Genomic DNA, 17,566 nt, shown 5'->3' on the forward strand with positions numbered 1-17,566 from the left:
GTGCCGCCCCCTCGGTGCGTCACCTGCCCGGACTGCCTGTTGTCGAGGAGGCTCGAGCCCGGACCAATCGCACCTCCGCCTACGGGAGGAGCGGCACGTGACCGACCCTACTCCGCTGCAGCACGCGCCGCTCGGCGGAGGGGCCGTCGCGCAAGCACTTCACGAAGGAACCGGCCCGTGTGGCTCGCCTCGTTCGCACAGATGTCTTCGGGCGTCCCCTGAGCGACGATGCGCCCGCCGCCATCTCCACCTTCGGGCCCCATGTCGATCACCCAGTCGGCGGTCTTGATGACCTCGAGGTTGTGCTCGATCACCACGACGGTGTTCCCCTGATCCACGAGCTCGTGCAGCACCTCGAGCAGCTTGGCCACATCGTGGAAGTGCAGTCCCGTCGTCGGTTCATCGAGGATGTAGAGCGTACGCCCGGTCGCGCGCTTGGAAAGCTCCTTCGCGAGCTTCACCCTCTGGGCCTCACCACCCGACAGCGTGGTCGCCTGCTGCCCGACATGGATATAGTTCAGCCCGACACGCGCCAACGTCTCGAGCTTGTCACGGATCGTCGGCACCGCCTTGAAGAGTTCCTTCGCCTCCTCGACGGTCATGTCGAGAATGTCGGCGATGGATTTCTCACGATAGCGGACTTCCAAGGTCTCCCGGTCGTAACGCTTTCCCTTGCAGACGTCGCAGGTCACGTAGACGTCCGGCAGGAAGTGCATCTCGATCTTGATGACACCATCGCCACAACATGCCTCGCAACGCCCGCCCTTGACGTTGAAGGAGAAGCGGCCCGGCTGATATCCGCGAGCCTTGGCTTCCGGGAGCCCGGCGAACCATTCCCGAATGGGCGTGAACGCTCCGATATAAGTTGCCGGATTCGAGCGCGGTGTCCTGCCGATCGGCGATTGGTCGATGTCGATGACCTTGTCGAGGTGCTCCAGCCCCTCGATCTTGTCGAAGGGGGCAGGATGTTCGAGCGCGCCATTCAGCTTACGGGCAACCGCCTTGTAGAGCGTATCGACAATGAGGGTCGACTTGCCACCGCCGGAGACGCCGGTGATGCACGTGAAGGTGCCGAGCGGGATCTCGGCCGTTATGTTCTTCAGGTTATTGCCGCGGGCGCCGACCAGCCGGAGCATCCGGCTCTTCACGGGCTTGCGGCGCTTTGCGGGCACCTTCACGGCCATCTCGCCGGTCAGGTATTTCCCCGTTAGCGACGCAGGATTGGCCATGATTTCCGCCGGCGTTCCTTCGGCCACGATCTCGCCGCCGTGGATACCGGCTCCCGGCCCGACATCCACCACGTAGTCGGCCTGGAGAATGGCATCTTCGTCGTGTTCCACGACGACCACGGTATTGCCGAGGTCACGCAGCCTCTTCAGTGTACCGAGGAGGCGCTCGTTGTCGCGCTGGTGCAAACCGATCGAAGGCTCGTCGAGAACATAGAGAACGCCGGTCAGACCGGATCCGATCTGAGAGGCAAGCCTGATGCGCTGGCTTTCTCCACCGGACAGAGTCCCTGACGAACGAGCGAGGGTGAGATATTCCAGACCGACATCGACGAGAAAGCTCAGACGATCCCGAATTTCCTTCAGGATCCGCGTCGCAATTTCCTGCTGCTTTGCGGACAGCACATCAGGGAGCGCCGCGAACCAGGTTCGTGCATCACGAACCGAGAGGGCGGTTATCTCACCGACGTCGCGGCCGACTATCTTGACCGCGAGCGCTTCCGGCTTCAGCCGTTTGCCACCGCACGCGGCGCAGGGCGTCTCGCTCATGAAGCGCCCGATCTCCTCGCGCGCCCAGTCACTCTCCGTTTCCTTGTGGCGGCGCTCGAGGTTCGGAATCACACCCTCGAACGGCTTCTTCACTTCATAGGCCCGCAATCCGTCATCATAGGCGAAGCGGATCGCCTCTGCGTCAGAGCCGTAAAGGATCACATCGCGCACCTTCGCCGCGAGTTCGGCCCAGGGCTTGCTGGTGGAAGCCTTGTAGTGCTTTGCGATCGCCTCGAGCGTCTGGCCGTAATAGGGCGATGTGCTCTTGGCCCAAGGTGCGATGGCCCCACGCTTCAGCGGAAGCGTTTCGTCGGGCACGACGAGTGCAGGATCGACACGCATCTCGTGCCCGATGCCGCCGCAGGTCGGGCAAGCGCCAAAGGGATTATTGAACGAGAAGAGCCGGGGCTCGATCTCCGGGATCGTGAATCCCGAGACCGGACAGGCGAACTTCGAAGAGAACGTGATCCTCCGTGGCTGTCCTTTCTCGTCCTTCTCGTCGGCATGCTCGATCACTGCGATTCCGTCCGCGAGCTCGAGCGCAGTTTCCAGGGAGTCCGCCAAGCGTGAAGCAATGTCGGGCCGCACGACGATGCGGTCCACGACGACGTCGATGTCGTGCTTGAACTTCTTGTCGAGCGCCGGCACGTCGTCGATGGAATAGAACTCCCCGTCGATCTTCAGGCGCTGAAAACCCTTCTTTTGAAACTCAGCGATTTCCTTGCGGTACTCGCCCTTGCGTCCGCGCACGACGGGTGCGAGCAGGTAAAGGCGGGCCTTCTCCGGAAGCTCCAGGATGCGGTCCACCATCTGGCTGACTGTCTGACTCTCGATCGGCAGCCCGGTCGCAGGCGAGTAGGGAATTCCGATCCGCGCCCACAGAAGACGCATATAATCGTAGATCTCCGTCACCGTGCCGACGGTCGATCTCGGATTGCGAGAGGTCGTCTTCTGCTCAATCGAGATTGCCGGCGACAGCCCGTCGATCTGATCGACATCGGGCTTCTGCATCATTTCCAGGAACTGCCGCGCATAGGACGACAGGGATTCGACGTAGCGACGCTGGCCTTCTGCATAGATCGTGTCGAAGGCGAGCGAAGACTTTCCCGAACCCGACAGGCCCGTGAACACGACCAGGCGATCTCGCGGGATCACGAGGTCGACGTTCTTCAGGTTGTGCTCCCGGGCGCCTCGTACGGAGATGACCCGCGCGTCGCGGTCGCCAGCCTTTGCGCGGGAGAACAGATCGTCGAGTGAAGCCATTGCGTGCCCAGTCATGCAGTGCGGGAGCTCTGCCGACCCGTCATATGGAAGCGTCCCTCGGCCGGCCACAAGAGGGCCCGTCTAACACGATGCGACCAGAACAAAAAGAATACATTGAGCGGCGGCAACGGGTTCGGAGCAAGAGATTGCAGGAGCTGGAGGAGGGGCCTGTGATCGAGATAGGCCGGTAGAGTAGTCGCCAGCAGGGCCCTTTCGATGGCAAACGGACAAGCTTCCGCCTGGCCGATGCCATGACAAAGAGCTTGCTCCCGTAACGGAACAAATATAGAACGTTTAGCGATGCCCCCAATAGCCTGGGGACAGGAGAGTGATGGTCCGATCCTCGGCTTGCTTGGGCTCGCTTGCGCGCGTCACAACGGGTCCGAGGTGACATTGTGGAGAGGCTCCCATGGCGGGAAGCGTGAATAAGGTAATACTGGTCGGCAATCTCGGGAAAGACCCCGAAGTCCGGCGGCTGAACTCAGGCGAGCCGGTCGTGAACCTGCGTATCGCGACCTCCGAGTCCTGGAAGGACAAGGCTACGGGCGAGCGCAAGGAAAAGACCGAGTGGCACCAGGTCGTTATCTTCAATGAGAACCTGGCCAGAATTGCCGAGCAGTATCTCCGGAAAGGCTCGAAGGTCTACGTCGAGGGCCAGCTTCAGACCAGGAAATGGCAGGATCAGTCCGGCCAGGAGCGCTATACTACAGAGGTCGTGCTCCAGCGCTTCCGTGGTGAACTCACGCTTCTCGACGGGCGAGGCGGCGGAGCGTCCGAGCAAATGGACGAGGAGGGCGGCCAGATCAGCCGGGGCGGCGATTTCGGACGTTCGTCTCCCATGGAGCGGCGGCCGGCAGCAGCCAGCGGAGGCTCCAGGTTCAACGACCTGGACGACGATATCCCGTTCTGAGTCCTGTATCCGACGGGAGGAGGTGCCAACCCGATCTCCTTGGGAACTATTCCTTCTCCCGTTGAACGGTCCGGTAAGGCTTGTCCGATGGCTCCCCTTGGGGGGAGCCATCCTTGCATGGCGGCTGAGCCTCGCGACCCGAGTGCCAATACACGGGAGAGGCTCGCATCGTGCAGCAGCAGGTATCCGTCATCACGCTAGGGGTCAGTGACCTCGAGCGGTCGCGCCGGTTCTATGTCGAGGGCTTCGGCTGGATGCCCGTATTCCAGAACGACGAAATCGTCTTCTACCAGATGAATGGCTTCGTTCTCGGCACCTGGCTCGCAGCTTGCCTTGCGACCGATATGCAGCGAGAGGGACTTGCACGCCCGGGCGCATTCGCCCTCGCGCATAACGTCCAGGGCCGCGAGGCAGTGCAACCCCTTCTGGAGCGGCTTTCAAATCATGGAGGACGCATCCTGAAGGCAGCCACCGAGCCTCCGCACGGGGGCCTCAGCGGCTATGTCGCGGATCCCGATGACCACGCCTGGGAGATTGCCTGGAATCCGGCCTGGGCGATCAGCCCCGAAGGACTGGTGACTTTCGGCCTCTGACGTCCTGTGCCGTTTCGGCCCGGTCGTGACAGTTGCCCGCTAGAGCGCTAGGGAAATGAGAGGCGGCCCCGACGGCCGCCTTTCTGCATTCTCGCCGGCCAGAGACCATGACGCCCGAAGTTCCTGCTGATCTTCTTACCTGGATTCGTACCGAGAGCCCGACGCACGATAGCGGCGGGGTCAATCGGATGATGGATCTCGTCCAGGAATTTCTCTCCGGTTCTCCCGTGAATCTGGAGAGGATTCCGGGAACGGATGGTCTTGGCGACTGCATTCTCCTGCGGGCCGGGCCGAATCGCGATGAGCCTTGCACGCTCGTCCTGTCGCATCTCGACACCGTGCATCCGGTTGGCACCCTTGCAAAGCTTCCGATACGTCAGGAAGGTGATCGTCTCTACGGGCCCGGTGTCTACGACATGAAGGGAGGTGCGTATCTTGCGCTCCATGCCTTCCGGGACGTTACCCGCGCCGCGAGCGCATCGAGACCCGTCACCTTCCTCGTGACCTCCGATGAGGAGATCGGAAGCCCGATGACTCGGCCGATCATCGAGGATCTGGCGCGAAGCTCCGCCTACACCCTCGTCACCGAACCCGCTCGTGATGGAGGCAAGATCGTCACCTCCCGCAAGGGCGTCGGGCGCTTCGACGTGCATGTCGAAGGGCGGCCGGCTCATGCGGGATCAAGACATCAGGACGGCCGCAGCGCGATCCGGGAGGCGGCGCGGCTGATCCTCGCAGTGGAGGGCATGACGGATTACGGCCGAGGGGTCACGACGACTGTCGGCCTCGTCAACGGTGGCACGGCAGTGAACACCATTCCTCAGCATTGCCAGTTCACAATCGACCTTCGCGTCACGAATGCTGCCGACGGCGAAGCCTGCTCCGCGGCGATTCTGGCGCTGCAATCCGGGAATTCAGACGTCGCCGTTCACGTCACCGGCGGAATGAACCGTCCGCCCTATGAGCGGAGCCCCGGCGTGATCGAGCTTTTCGAGAAAGCGCAGGCCATCGCAGCCGAAATCGGCTTCGATCTACTGGACATTCCGCAGAGCGGGGGCGGCTCCGACGGGAATTTCACTGCTGCGCTCGGCGTACCGACGCTCGATGGGCTGGGAATCGATGGAGACGGGGCTCACACCCTGCACGAGTATGGCCTCCTTTCGTCGATCGCCCCGCGGCGGGAGCTCATGCGGCGGCTGCTCGAGAGCCTCTGATCGCCTCACCCGGACGCCGGAATGAGTTCCAGGATGCCGTCGACGACGAACTGAACGGCAAGGCCCGCCAGTATCAAGCCGAGCAGTCGGCTCAGAACCACGTTCCCGGTGGCGCCCAGGAATCGTGCGACCCGGTCTGCCGCCAGAAAGAGCGCGAAACAGGTGGCGACGCCGACACCGATCAGCAGAATCAGGCTGATCAGATACAGCGGCCGTTCGTGGGTGCGGCCCGCCAAGAGGATCGTCGCCGTGATCGCACCCGGGCCAGCCATCAGGGGAATCGCCAGGGGAAAGGCAGCCACATTCCGGATGTGGTCCTCGGTGATGGCCACATCGACGGTGTTCTGCTTCCGGTCCGTTCGGCGCTCGAAGACCATTTCGAAGGCGATCCAGAACAGGAGCAGCCCGCCGGAGATCCGGAATGCGGGCAACCCGACACCGAGAAGGTCGAACAGCAGGTCCCCACCGACGCCGAAGAAGACCAGGATCCCGAATGCAATGAGAGATGCCCGCAGCGCTACCTGACGCCGTTCAGCGCTGTTCATGCCCCTCGTGACCGAGATGAAGATGGGGACCAGGCCAGCCGGATCGAGCGTCACGAGCAGCGTCACCAGGGCCGTCGAAACGAAGTCGAAGAGCATCGTCAATCCCTATCTCGGCCGCCCCAAAGGCTCGATCGATCGGTGGTCCCGGCAAACGGCGTCGCGAAGGCGTGACCTATGGGAAAACATCTTTCTCGAGGGCGAGGATGGCCGGACCGGCACGGGCCGAGAAATCGCTTCGAGTTCGTGGATAAACAGCCGCAAAATGCTTGAAAATCCACGCTTTCTCGCCCATTTAAGGAGTTAAGTCCCTTCATGAGATTCGCGCGTGATCCGGGTGCCGGGCGGGGGGCTCGGCTCGCCGGCAATGTCGTGTAGAAAGAGCAGTCTTGAGCAATCCGAACGATAATCGTCCTGGAGGTCCTTCGGGCGAACTTCCGGCGACCGACATCAAGCCGGTTTCCATCACCGAGGAGATGAAGCGCTCCTACCTCGATTACGCGATGAGCGTGATCGTGAGCCGTGCCCTGCCGGATGCCCGTGATGGATTGAAACCGGTTCATCGCCGCATCCTCTACTCGATGCACGAGAACAACTACACGCCCGATCGGAAATACGTGAAGTCCGCGCGCATCGTCGGTGACGTGATGGGTCAGTATCACCCTCACGGCGACTCCGCGATCTACGATGCCCTCGTGCGCATGGCGCAGGACTTCTCCCTCCGGCTCATGCTGGTAGATGGGCAGGGGAACTTCGGATCGATCGACGGCGATCCGCCGGCGGCCATGCGCTACACCGAGTCTCGCCTCGCGAAACCGGCCATGCCGCTTCTGGAGGACATCGACAAGGACACCGTCGATTTCACGCCGAACTACGACGAATCCAAGCACGAACCGGCCGTACTCCCGGCGCGCTATCCAAATCTCCTCGTGAACGGCGCCGGCGGCATCGCCGTCGGAATGGCGACGAACATGCCGCCACATAATCTCGGAGAAGTCATCGACGGCTGCATCGCCCTGATCGACAATCCGGAGATTACGACCGAAGAGCTCATCGAGTTCATTCCGGGCCCCGATTTCCCGACGGGCGGCTTGATTCTCGGGCGAGCCGGCGTGCGTCAGGCCTACGCCACCGGGCGCGGCTCGATCATCATGCGTGCCAAGAGCACGGTGGAGGAAGTTCGAAAGGAGAGGGAAGCAATCGTCTTCACCGAGATTCCCTATCAGGTGAACAAGGCTTCTTTGGTCGAAAGGATCGCAGAGCTCGTCCGCGAAAAGAAGATCGAAGGCATTTCCGATTTGCGCGACGAATCCGATCGGGATGGCATGCGGATCGTCGTGGAGTTGAAGCGCGACGCGATGGCCGAGGTCGTGCTGAATCAGCTCTACCGGTTCACGGCTCTGCAGCAATCGTTCGGCGCCAACATGGTGGCGTTGAACGGCGGCCGTCCCGAACAAATGAACCTCAAGGACCTCCTGCACGCCTTCGTGGATTTCCGCGAAGAGGTGGTCTCCCGGCGAACGAAATATCTGCTCGCAAAAGCCCGCGAGCGGGCCCATGTCCTGTGCGGTCTCGCGATCGCGGTCGCAAATATCGACGAGGTCATCCGCCTGATCCGTACGGCGCCCGATCCGAACGCGGCGCGCGAAGCCTTGATGGCGCGCAATTGGCCAGCGCACGACATTGCTCCTTTGATCGCTCTCGTCGACGATCCGCGGCATCGTGTTGCTGAGGATTCGACGTATCGGCTCTCCGAAGCGCAGGCGCGGGCCATTCTGGACCTGCGGCTGCAACGCCTGACCGCTCTCGGCCGGGACGAGATCGGAGACGAGCTCAAGAAACTGGCGAGTGAAATCTCGGATTATCTCGATATTCTGCGCTCCCGTGAGCGGATCTTCGGGATCATCAAGCAGGAGCTTGCCGAAGTTCGAGAGGCCTTTGCAACGCCACGGCGTACCCAGATCGTGGATTGGGATTCGGAGGTCGACGACGAGGACCTGATCCAGCGTGAGGACATGGTGATTACCGTGTCGCACGCGGGATACATCAAGCGCGTGCCGCTTTCGACTTATCGGGCGCAGCGTCGCGGCGGCAAAGGCCGCTCCGGCATGTCGACGCGGGACGAGGATTTCGTCACGCGGCTTTTCGTGGCCAGCACCCACGCGCCGGTTCTGTTCTTCTCGTCCAAGGGCAAGGTCTACAAGGAGAAGGTCTGGCGGTTGCCGGTTGCCGCGCCGAGCGCGCGCGGCAAGGCGCTCGTCAACATGCTTCCGCTCGAAACGGACGAGCGCATCACCACGATCATGCCTCTCCCAGAGGACGAGTCGTCGTGGGACAGCCTCGATGTGATGTTCACCACCTCGCGCGGCACTGTGCGGCGAAACAAGCTCTCGGACTTCGCGCAGGTGAACCGGGCCGGGAAGATAGCCATGAGGCTCGACGAGGGCGATACCATCGTCGGCGTGCAGATCTGCAGCGAAGGCGACGACGTCCTTCTGACGACTGCCAGGGGCCAAAGCATCCGCTTCCCCGTTCCGGACGTTCGGGTCTTCAAGGGCCGCGACTCGATGGGGGTCCGCGGGATCGCGCTCGCCGAGGGTGACAGCATCATCTCCATGGCCATTCTGCGCCACGTCGAAGCGACCAGCGAAGAGCGGATCGGCTATCTGAAGATGCGCCGCGCAGTGATGGGTGAGCACAACGGCGATGCCTCGGAAGGTGAGGAGGAAGTGCCGGCCGCAGCGCTCTCCCAAGAGCGCTACGCACAAATGAGCGCCGAGGAGCAGTTCATCCTGACCTTGTCGGAGAATGGCTACGGCAAGCGCACTTCTTCGTACGAGTACCGGATCACCGGCCGAGGCGGCAAGGGCATCACAGCCATGGCAGTGAACAGCCGGAACGGAAACCTGGTGGCCTCGTTCCCGGTCGAGCACTCGGATCAGATCATGCTCGTCACCAATGGCGGCCAGCTCATCCGCGTGCCGGTCGATGGCATCCGGATCGCCGGCCGCTCGACTCAGGGCGTGATCGTCTTCGGTACCCGTGACGGTCAACGGGTCGTCTCGGTGGAGCACATCGAAGGCGAGGACGAAGCAGAGGAAGAGGGCGAGGAGTAGGTCCTCTCTCGGAGGCGCGCCGGGCGTTGCGGCCCGGTGTGTCCCGCGCTAAGCGGGGATGATGACCCGCACGGCTCTTTACACCGGCAGCTTCGATCCTGTGACGAACGGGCACCTCGACGTCGTCAGGCATGCCTGCCGCTTCGTCGACCGGCTCGTGATCGCAATCGGCGTTCATCCCGCCAAGGCTCCGATCTTCACGGCGCAGGAGCGCTCCGAGATGCTCGAAGCCGTGTGCGGCCCGATCGCGCAGGAAGAGGGAACGGAACTCCTGGTCGTGACGTTCGACGACTTGGCGGTCCAGGCGGCACGCCGGCATGGCGCTACCATTGTGATCCGCGGTCTGCGTGACGGCACCGACTTCGACTACGAGATGCAGATGGCAGCCATGAACCAGACCATGGCTCCCGAGGTCCAGACGGTCTTTCTGCCGGCCTCGCCCCTCGTTCGCCCCATCACGGCCACGCTCGTCCGTCAGGTGGCTGCGATGGGCGGAGACATTTCGAGCTTCGTACCGGCCCACGTGGCCGAGCTGCTGAGCCGCAAGTTCCGCCCGAACTGAAGCTTCCCCGGGAGACTTTGATGAGACGGTTACTCACCGCCGTTGTGCTCGCTGCCAGCCTTGTGGCACCAGCCCTGGCTCAGCAGAGCACGGCCGATCCGAAGAACACGATCTACCTCGATACGAAGGACGGACGCGTCACGATTCGCCTGAGACCCGACCTTGCCCCACGCCACGTCGAGCAGATCAAGACACTGACGAAGCGTGGCTTTTATGACGGCGTCCCGTTTCATCGGGTCATAGACGGCTTCATGGCCCAGACGGGGGACCCGACCGGAACGGGGATGGGGAAGTCCGATCTCCCGAATATCCCCGCAGAGTTCACGAAGACGCCCTATAAGCCCGGAACCGTGGGGATGGCGCGGTCTGCAAACCCGGACTCCGCCAACAGCCAGTTCTTCATCTGTTACGAGGGCTGCGGACCCCTGACCGGTCAATATACGGTCGTCGGGGAGGTGGTCTCCGGAATGGATGCCGTCCGGAAGATCAAGAAGGGTGACCGGAACGCCAACGGAACGGTCGAAAACCCGGATAAGATCGTTCGTATGCAGCTCGCGGAGGATGCCCGCTGAAGATCCCTCACGGAATCCGCCTGGTTGCCTTCGCTGCAACTGTCCTGGTCGCCAGCCCACAGGGTAGCGGGGCGGTGCCGGGGCCCGACGCCGCACTCACGCCCCCGGATGGTTCCGGAGCGCGCAAGGCGCTGTCGCCGGATCGGGAGCACTTCGATGGGATCGTGCGGTCCTCCGCAGAACCGCGGCAGATTTCCCGAATCGAGCGCCTCGGCGAAATCCACGAGGCAATACGCAAATGCTGGCGGCTCCCGACTGGAGCCGGACCGAGCGGGCAGCAGGTCACGGTTCGCCTCAGCCTCCGGCGAGACGGGCAAGTGATCGGGCGTCCTGCCATTACCTTTGCACGGCTCAGCCCCGACAGGGATGAGCGCGAGCGATTCACCCGCTCGGTGACACAGGCACTTGAGCGCTGCACTCCGCTTCCCTTGAGTGCTTCCCTGGGTGCGGCCATTGCCGGCCGCCCCTTCACGTTCCGCTTTGTCGACGACAGGCCAATCTGAAAGGAAACAGCATGGCTGAACAGGACAAGCTCATTCTCGAAACCACGAAAGGCCGCGTTGTCATCGAGTTGCGGCCCGATCTTGCTCCCAAGCATGTCGAGCGGATCACGACGCTCGCCAATCGCGGCTTCTACGACGGGGTGGCATTCCACCGCGTGATCGACGGGTTCATGGCCCAGACCGGATGCCCGCAAGGCACCGGAACGGGCGGGTCCGACCTGCCAGACCTCCAGGCCGAGTTCAATGCGGAGCCCCATGTCCGCGGCGTCTGCTCGATGGCCCGGACGAACTATCCGCATTCCGCCAATTCACAGTTCTTCATCTGCTTCGACGACGCCCGCTTCCTCGACAAGCAATACACCGTCTGGGGGAAGGTGATCGAGGGAATGGAGAACGTCGACAAGATCAAGCGTGGGGAGCCGGTCCGTGATCCCGACCGGATTGTTTCAGCCCGCGTGACCGGCGACGCGTCCTGATCGTCCGCCCGACCGTTTGAACGAAAGCCGTACCTTCGCAGTTAACCCGGCGCAACCACCCGGGAGAGTGCGATGGAAGGTGTTGGGTTTCTGGCGATGCTGGTCATCGGTGCCTTGGCGGGCTGGATCGCCGAGCGGTTCACGCGCTCGGATCACGGGCTGCTGACGAACATCATCATCGGCATCGCCGGAGCATTCCTCGGCGGCTTTCTCGCCAGCATGGTTGGTATCTCCGTCCGCGGGTTCTGGGGAACGCTGATCGCCGCAATCTTCGGAGCGACGATTCTCATCGTGATCTTCCGGGCCCTGACGGGGCGGCATGCCTCTTCCTGAGAGAATGCGACTCGATCGGGCCGGCCGTTTGCGCTGCCGGCCCGTTGCACTTAAGTCAGGCCCGGAGCGGCGAGCTATCCCGCTCCAGGGATGATCTCGCATGTCCGTTGTAATCGACCTCCTAAACCAGGACCGCCGGCCCCGTCACCCGGAAAAGGCGCACCGTCCGGATCAGCCCCTGCAGCGCAAGCCGGATTGGATCCGCGTCAAGGCGCCAGGCTCCGCCCGCTGGGCCGAGACGAACCGCATCGTTCGCGACAACAACCTCGTGACCGTCTGCGAGGAAGCCGGCTGCCCCAACATCGGAGAGTGCTGGGAGAAAAAGCACGCCACCTTCATGATCATGGGGGACACGTGCACGCGCGCCTGCGCCTTCTGCAACGTCAAAACCGGACTTCCGCAAGCGCTCGATCCGGACGAGCCCGCAAAGGTAGCGGACGCGGTTGCGAAGCTCGGCCTCCAGCACGTCGTGATCACGTCGGTCGACCGTGACGACCTGGCGGATGGAGGTGCTGCCCATTTTGCGGCTGTGATCGAGGCGATCCGCTCTCGTTCGCCGGAGACCACGATCGAGGTGCTGACGCCCGACTTCCTGAGAAAGGATGGAGCGCTCGAGATCGTCGTCGCCGCTCGCCCCGACGTCTTCAACCACAATCTGGAAACGGTGCCGTCGCGCTATCTCACGGTGAGGCCCGGTGCGCGGTATTTCCATTCGGTCAGGCTGCTACAGCGCGTCAAGGAACTCGACAACTCGATCTTCACAAAGTCCGGGATCATGGTTGGGCTCGGCGAAGAGCGAAACGAGATTCTCCAGCTCATGGACGACCTTAGGTCTGCGGATGTCGATTTCCTGACGATCGGGCAGTATCTGCAGCCGACGCGAAAGCATCATCCGGTGGTTCGTTTTGTCACGCCGGATGAGTTCAAGGGCCTCGAAACCACGGCTTACGCAAAGGGGTTCCTTCTCGTATCCGCAACACCGCTTACGCGGTCCTCGCATCACGCGGGCGAAGATTTCGCGAGATTGAAGGCTGCCCGGCTCGAGAAACGTTGACAGCGATCATCAATGCCGACCTTTCACTCGACCAGGCCGGTTCGCTACAGCGCGGACCAAATGTTCGACCTCGTGGCGGATGTCGAGCGGTATCCTGAATTCGTGCCGCTGTGCGAAGAGCTGCGGGTGCTGCGGCGCATCAGAGCCGACGACGGCACGGAAACGCTGATCGCTTCCATGCGCGTCGGCTACAAGGCGATCAACGAGACCTTCACGAGTCGCGTGACGCTCGATCGCGAGCACCAGCAGATCCTGGTCGAATATGTGGACGGGCCGTTCAGGTTTCTCGAGAACCGCTGGACCTTCCGGCCGCAGGCGAACGGATCGGATGTGGAGTTTTATATTCGCTACGAGTTCAAGAGCATCCTTCTGGGACGCCTGATGGGTTCGGTGTTCGACAAGGCTTTCCGGAAATTCTCGCAGGCTTTCGAGGAGCGTGCGCGACAGGTCTATGGAGCCGTGCCGGCCTAGGGCATCGTGCGGAAAAGTGGGTCCACTTTTCTGCGGCGAACGATGTGCCGCTCAAGGATTAAAGCATCGGACCCCAAAGTGGATTCCACTTTGGGGTCCGATGCTATTGGCCTGATGATGCGCACCGCAACTTGACCGGTCGCTACTCGATGGCTGCTTCAAACAGAGAGAGCGCCATCTCGGCGGCGGCGAGGCGAACCCGGGTTCGATCCAGCCCCGTAAAGGTCCGTGCACAGTGGCTGGCAGGCCGCCCGCGTCGCGCGAGACCGAAATGGACGAGCCCGACAGGCTTGCCGGGCGTCGCGCCGCCCGGTCCGGCGATCCCGGTGATCGAGACAGCGACATCGGCTCGGGAATGGGCGAGGGCGCCTTCAGCCATTGCCAGGGCGACCTCCTCGCTGACGGCACCGTGCCTTGCGATGAGCGCAGGGTCGACTCCGAGCAGCTCCGTCTTCGCCTCATTCGAGTAGGTCACGAATCCGCGTTCGACGACAGCCGAAGAACCGGGTATCTCGGTCAGCAGGGCAGCGACGAGGCCGCCGGTGCATGACTCGGCCGTAGCGATCCGCAGGCCCCGCTCGGCGTAGCGGGCGATCAGGGCAGCGGTCCGCTCGCCGAAGAGTTCCGTCATGTGCCGACCTCCGGGAGCCGAATGGTTGCAGCCGCCTGGGCGGCCAAGCCTTCTCTCCGACCGGTAAAGCCGAGGCGCTCGGTCGTCGTCGCCTTGAGGGACACGCTCCCGATGCCGATTCCGACGATCTCCGCAATTCGCGTCCGCATCGCCTCACGATACGGCCCGAGGCGCGGCGTTTCGCAGAGGATCGTAGCGTCCAGATGATCGATGAGCCCGCCGCGGGTCCGCACGCGCTCGGCGGCAAATGCCAGAAAGCGATCCGAGGATGCGCCGCGCCATTGCGGATCGCTCGGCGGGAAATGCACACCGATATCTCCCTCGGCGAGAGCGCCAAGGAGGGCGTCGGTCAGGGCATGGAGCACCACGTCCCCGTCGGAATGGGCGGCAACCCCCTGGTCGTGGGGAATCTTGACCCCTCCCAGCCAGATATGGTCGCCGGGCGCAAAAGCATGAACGTCGAAACCCGTTCCCAATCGCACGGCAAGACGCGTGCGATCGCTGTTCAGGCGCTGCTCGGCCTGTTCGAAATCTTCCATTCTCGTGAGCTTCACGTTGGACGGATCTCCCTCGAACACGCTCACGGCCAGACCGGCCCACTCTGCGAGGGCGCCATCGTCACTGAAGTCCTCTCGGCCTTCCTGAAGTGCCCTCCGGTGGACAGCCAGAAGCTCATCGAATCGGAACGCCTGCGGAGTCTGGACGGCGCGCAGACGGGACCGATCGGGTGTCGCAACAACCGTGCCTTCCTCGTCCACGAGCTTGACCGTATCCACGACGGAAATCCCCGGGATCGCGGCCCCACTGCGGAGGCCCTCTCGGATCGCCAGATCGATCTGCTCACTGCTGACGAACGGTCTGGCGGCATCGTGAACGAGAACGAGGTCGGGAGCCTGCTCCCGAAGCGCCTCGAGTCCATTCCGGACGGAAATCTGCCGGGTTCGGCCTCCACCGGGAACGACGAGCAGCTTTGGATTTCCGAGATGCCCGCGGGCTGTCTCCTCGAGCAATGAACGATCGTCCGGGTGGATGACCACCACGACCCGGTCGATCTGCGGGTGCGACAGAAAGCGGGCGAGCACGCGTGAGATGATCGCCTGCCCGCCGAGCGCACGAAACTGCTTGGGAAGCTCCCCGCCGGCACGTATGCCTCGTCCGGCAGCGACAATGACCGCGGCAATACCCATGGGAACGTGCCTGTATCCTGCCGCCACCTCTGAGGGAAGCCAGCCTTTTTGCTGTCATGCGCCATCACCGGCTGGAATGCTCCTTGCGCCCTGGGCCATTTTGATGATTCTGTAGGCACGATGCGAATTGATGAAAAAATAGGCAGCGCCACTTGGCACGCCGGCGCTCTGCCGGTCTCCGTTCCAGCCGTCCTCGCTCCACTCTCGGGCGTTACCGACGCGGTATTCCGCAGGATCGCACGACGCTTCGGGGCAGGGCTCGTGGTCTCGGAGATGGTCGCCTCGGACGAACTGGTCCGAGGCTCTCCGGAAGCTCGTATGCGTGCGGAAGGCTCGGGCATCGAGCCGCATGTGATCCAGCTGGCAGGATGCGATCCCCGCTGGATGAGCGAGGCCACCCGTGTCGCGGAGAGTGCTGGCGCCCAGATCATCGACATCAATATGGGCTGCCCGGCAAAACGGGTCATAGGCGGCTATGCAGGATCCGCCTTGATGCGGGATTTGGACCATGCGGCGCGCCTAATTGAAGCAACGGTCGCGGCGGCGACGGTCCCGGTCACTGTGAAGATGCGCCTCGGCTGGGATGAGGCCTCGATCAACGCTCCGGAGCTTGCGCGGCGGGCCGAGGCACTCGGGGTCCAGGCGCTGACGGTCCATGGACGCACACGCCAGCAATTCTACAAGGGCAGGGCGGATTGGAGCGCCATCCGCGCTGTCGTCGATGCCGTCGACCTCCCGGTCGTCGCGAATGGCGACATCGACTCGGAGGCGCAGGCGCTGGCCTGCCTGCATGCATCCCGAGCTACGGCCGTCATGATCGGTCGCGCAGCGCTCGGGCGTCCATGGATCGTCGGTCGAGTGGGCTCCGCTCTCGCGGGCCGTCCCGCCCGTGATCCCGCACCGGAAGCAAAGACCGCGGCGATCCTCGAACACTATGAGGGCCTGTTGTCCCTCTATGGCCGGGAGATGGGCGTCCGCCATGCCCGCAAGCATCTTGCAGCATATGCCGATGAGGCCCTCGGCCAGGGCTTTTCCATCAGCCCGGGGGAGCGACGCGAACTCGTGACGTCGGACGATCCCGCAGCAGTCGCAAGGATCCTCGGGCGGCTTTATGGCGAGCCCGTCCGGGAGGCGGCATGACGGCCTTGGGAAGAAAGCGGCGCCTTCGATCGCATTATGCCGGCGGAATCGAACCGGAGCGGTGGTCGGAGGTGCGTGACCCCGGGCCCGAGTGGCCCCGTGACTACGCTCGCGGAGCAGTCCTATGAAGGCCACTCCGGACCGCATCATGAACGCGCTGCCCCTGCCTGTCCTGACGATCGGGCAGGGCGGGCAGATCCTGCATGCCAACTCGGCCGCGGAGGCCTTTTTCGACGTGAGCCTCACGGTGATGCAGCGTCAGAGCCTCGAGAGACTGGTGCCGTTTGGGTCCCCGGTTCTTGGTCTCGTCGAGGAGGTCCGCCGGCGCGGGGCCAGCGTGAGCGAATACCGGATCGACGTGGGAAGTCCTCGAATTGGGCTCGAGCGCATCGTGGACGTCTTTGCGACACCGATGGCCGAGGACGGCGACATTGTCGTTCTCCTGCTGCAGGAACGAACGATGGCGGACAAGATGAACCGTCAGCTCACACACCGTGGTGCGGCGCGTTCCGTCACGGCGCTCGGCGCGATGCTGGCCCATGAGATCAAGAACCCGCTGTCGGGGATCAGAGGCGCAGCCCAGCTCCTCGAACAATCCGTAGGCCAGGACGACCGCGTTCTGACACAACTCATCTGCGACGAGACCGACCGAATCGTGAAGCTGGTCGAGCGCATGGAGGAGTTCGGGGAGGAACGCCCGGTCGAACGGGGGCCCGTCAACGTGCATGGGGTCCTCGATCACGTGAAGCGCCTCGCCCAGAGCGGATTCGCGCGGCATATCCGGTTCGTCGAGAACTACGATCCCTCATTGCCCGCGGTCCTCGGGAACCGGGACCAGCTCATCCAAGTCGCCCTCAACCTCGTGAAGAACGCTGCGGAGGCGATCGGAATCGATGCACCGGACGGGGAGGTCGTCCTGTCGACGGCGTTCCGAACCGGCGTTCGCCTGCAGGTGCCCGGGTCGAAGGAGCGGATCCGCCTGCCGATCGAGTTCAGCGTGCGGGATAACGGGCCGGGGATTCCGGCCGACATCGCCGGAGAGCTCTTCGACCCCTTCATCACGACCAAAGCCCAGGGAAGTGGCCTCGGACTTGCTTGGGTCGCCAAAATCGTCGGTGACCACGGCGGGATCGTCGAGTTCGACCCTGCTCCGAGGCGCACGACCTTCCGTGTCCTGTTGCCCATGTATCAGGCCAGCGATGGCCGCGTCTCGGAGGTTTGAGA

Annotated in this window: 17 protein-coding genes; 13 read left to right on the forward strand and 4 right to left on the reverse strand. The window is 63.1% G+C overall.

The features are described 5' to 3' along the window. Positions 1 to 107: 107 nt before the first annotated feature. The gene (gene uvrA, locus BN1233_RS09820; protein ID WP_046863400.1) at positions 108 to 3,038 is read right to left on the reverse strand and encodes an excinuclease ABC subunit UvrA; all 2,931 of its coding nucleotides are present in this window, start codon (positions 3,036 to 3,038) and stop codon (positions 108 to 110) included. A gap of 409 nt (positions 3,039 to 3,447) precedes the next feature. On the opposite strand from uvrA, the gene BN1233_RS09825 reads away from it, so the two are divergent. The 3 genes from BN1233_RS09825 (at position 3,448) to BN1233_RS09835 (ending at position 5,755) form a co-directional block, all read left to right on the forward strand. Continuing rightward, positions 3,448 to 3,948: a single-stranded DNA-binding protein gene (locus BN1233_RS09825; protein ID WP_046863401.1), complete on the forward strand. Its 501-nt coding sequence runs from the start codon at positions 3,448 to 3,450 to the stop codon at positions 3,946 to 3,948. A gap of 170 nt (positions 3,949 to 4,118) precedes the next feature. Further along, positions 4,119 to 4,541, forward strand: coding sequence for a VOC family protein (locus tag BN1233_RS09830; RefSeq protein ID WP_046863402.1), 423 nt, complete (start codon positions 4,119 to 4,121; stop codon positions 4,539 to 4,541). Positions 4,542 to 4,648: 107 nt separating this feature from the next. Beyond that, entirely contained in the window at positions 4,649 to 5,755 is a 1,107-nt protein-coding gene (locus BN1233_RS09835; RefSeq protein WP_046863403.1) for a M20 family metallopeptidase, read from the forward strand. 5 nt (positions 5,756 to 5,760) lie between these two features. Here BN1233_RS09835 and BN1233_RS09840 read toward each other — a convergent pair whose 3' ends face one another. After that, entirely contained in the window at positions 5,761 to 6,396 is a 636-nt protein-coding gene (locus BN1233_RS09840) for a MarC family protein (protein WP_046863404.1), read from the reverse strand. 377 nt (positions 6,397 to 6,773) lie between these two features. Between BN1233_RS09840 and gyrA the strand changes: the two genes are divergently transcribed. The 8 genes from gyrA (at position 6,774) to BN1233_RS09880 (ending at position 13,384) form a co-directional block, all read left to right on the forward strand. After that, positions 6,774 to 9,413 (forward strand): DNA gyrase subunit A, encoded by a 2,640-nt coding sequence (gene gyrA, locus BN1233_RS09845; protein WP_244470661.1) that lies wholly within the window; start codon positions 6,774 to 6,776, stop codon positions 9,411 to 9,413. Between the two features lie 61 nt (positions 9,414 to 9,474). Beyond that, positions 9,475 to 9,975 (forward strand): pantetheine-phosphate adenylyltransferase, encoded by a 501-nt coding sequence (coaD, locus tag BN1233_RS09850; RefSeq protein ID WP_046863867.1) that lies wholly within the window; start codon positions 9,475 to 9,477, stop codon positions 9,973 to 9,975. A gap of 20 nt (positions 9,976 to 9,995) precedes the next feature. Beyond that, on the forward strand, positions 9,996 to 10,547 hold the full coding sequence (locus BN1233_RS09855) for a peptidylprolyl isomerase (RefSeq protein ID WP_187144271.1): 552 nt from the start codon (positions 9,996 to 9,998) through the stop codon (positions 10,545 to 10,547). A 74-nt stretch (positions 10,548 to 10,621) separates the two neighbouring features. Next, a complete protein-coding gene (locus BN1233_RS09860; RefSeq protein WP_082145337.1) occupies positions 10,622 to 11,050 on the forward strand; it encodes a TonB C-terminal domain-containing protein in 429 nt (142 codons plus the stop codon). 11 nt (positions 11,051 to 11,061) lie between these two features. Beyond that, positions 11,062 to 11,526 carry a peptidylprolyl isomerase gene (locus BN1233_RS09865; RefSeq protein WP_046863407.1) on the forward strand — a complete coding sequence of 155 codons (465 nt, stop codon included), beginning with the start codon at positions 11,062 to 11,064 and terminating at the stop codon, positions 11,524 to 11,526. 72 nt (positions 11,527 to 11,598) lie between these two features. Beyond that, positions 11,599 to 11,859 carry a GlsB/YeaQ/YmgE family stress response membrane protein gene (locus BN1233_RS09870; RefSeq protein WP_046863408.1) on the forward strand — a complete coding sequence of 87 codons (261 nt, stop codon included), beginning with the start codon at positions 11,599 to 11,601 and terminating at the stop codon, positions 11,857 to 11,859. A gap of 100 nt (positions 11,860 to 11,959) precedes the next feature. Next, positions 11,960 to 12,913: a lipoyl synthase gene (lipA, locus tag BN1233_RS09875; protein ID WP_046863409.1), complete on the forward strand. Its 954-nt coding sequence runs from the start codon at positions 11,960 to 11,962 to the stop codon at positions 12,911 to 12,913. A 12-nt stretch (positions 12,914 to 12,925) separates the two neighbouring features. Next, positions 12,926 to 13,384, forward strand: coding sequence for a type II toxin-antitoxin system RatA family toxin (locus tag BN1233_RS09880; RefSeq protein WP_046863410.1), 459 nt, complete (start codon positions 12,926 to 12,928; stop codon positions 13,382 to 13,384). A 142-nt stretch (positions 13,385 to 13,526) separates the two neighbouring features. On the opposite strand, the gene BN1233_RS09885 is transcribed toward BN1233_RS09880, so the two are convergent. After that, positions 13,527 to 14,015, reverse strand: coding sequence for a CinA family protein (locus BN1233_RS09885; protein WP_046863411.1), 489 nt, complete (start codon positions 14,013 to 14,015; stop codon positions 13,527 to 13,529). Then, positions 14,012 to 15,202, reverse strand: coding sequence for a bifunctional 2-C-methyl-D-erythritol 4-phosphate cytidylyltransferase/2-C-methyl-D-erythritol 2,4-cyclodiphosphate synthase (locus BN1233_RS09890; protein WP_046863412.1), 1,191 nt, complete (start codon positions 15,200 to 15,202; stop codon positions 14,012 to 14,014). The genes BN1233_RS09885 and BN1233_RS09890 overlap by 4 nt, the downstream gene beginning before the upstream one ends. A 120-nt stretch (positions 15,203 to 15,322) precedes the next feature. Here BN1233_RS09890 and dusB point away from each other — a divergent pair, with 120 nt between their 5' ends. Together dusB and BN1233_RS09900 are read left to right on the forward strand one after the other, a co-directional pair. Beyond that, positions 15,323 to 16,342 carry a tRNA dihydrouridine synthase DusB gene (gene dusB, locus BN1233_RS09895; protein ID WP_052763743.1) on the forward strand — a complete coding sequence of 340 codons (1,020 nt, stop codon included), beginning with the start codon at positions 15,323 to 15,325 and terminating at the stop codon, positions 16,340 to 16,342. Between the two features lie 124 nt (positions 16,343 to 16,466). Then, complete coding sequence (locus BN1233_RS09900; protein ID WP_046863413.1) at positions 16,467 to 17,564, forward strand: two-component system sensor histidine kinase NtrB; 1,098 nt, start codon at positions 16,467 to 16,469, stop codon at positions 17,562 to 17,564. Positions 17,565 to 17,566 lie beyond the last annotated feature (2 nt).

The sequence above is a fragment of the Microvirga massiliensis genome (assembly GCF_001006805.1).
Lineage (GTDB): Bacteria > Pseudomonadota > Alphaproteobacteria > Rhizobiales > Beijerinckiaceae > Microvirga > Microvirga massiliensis.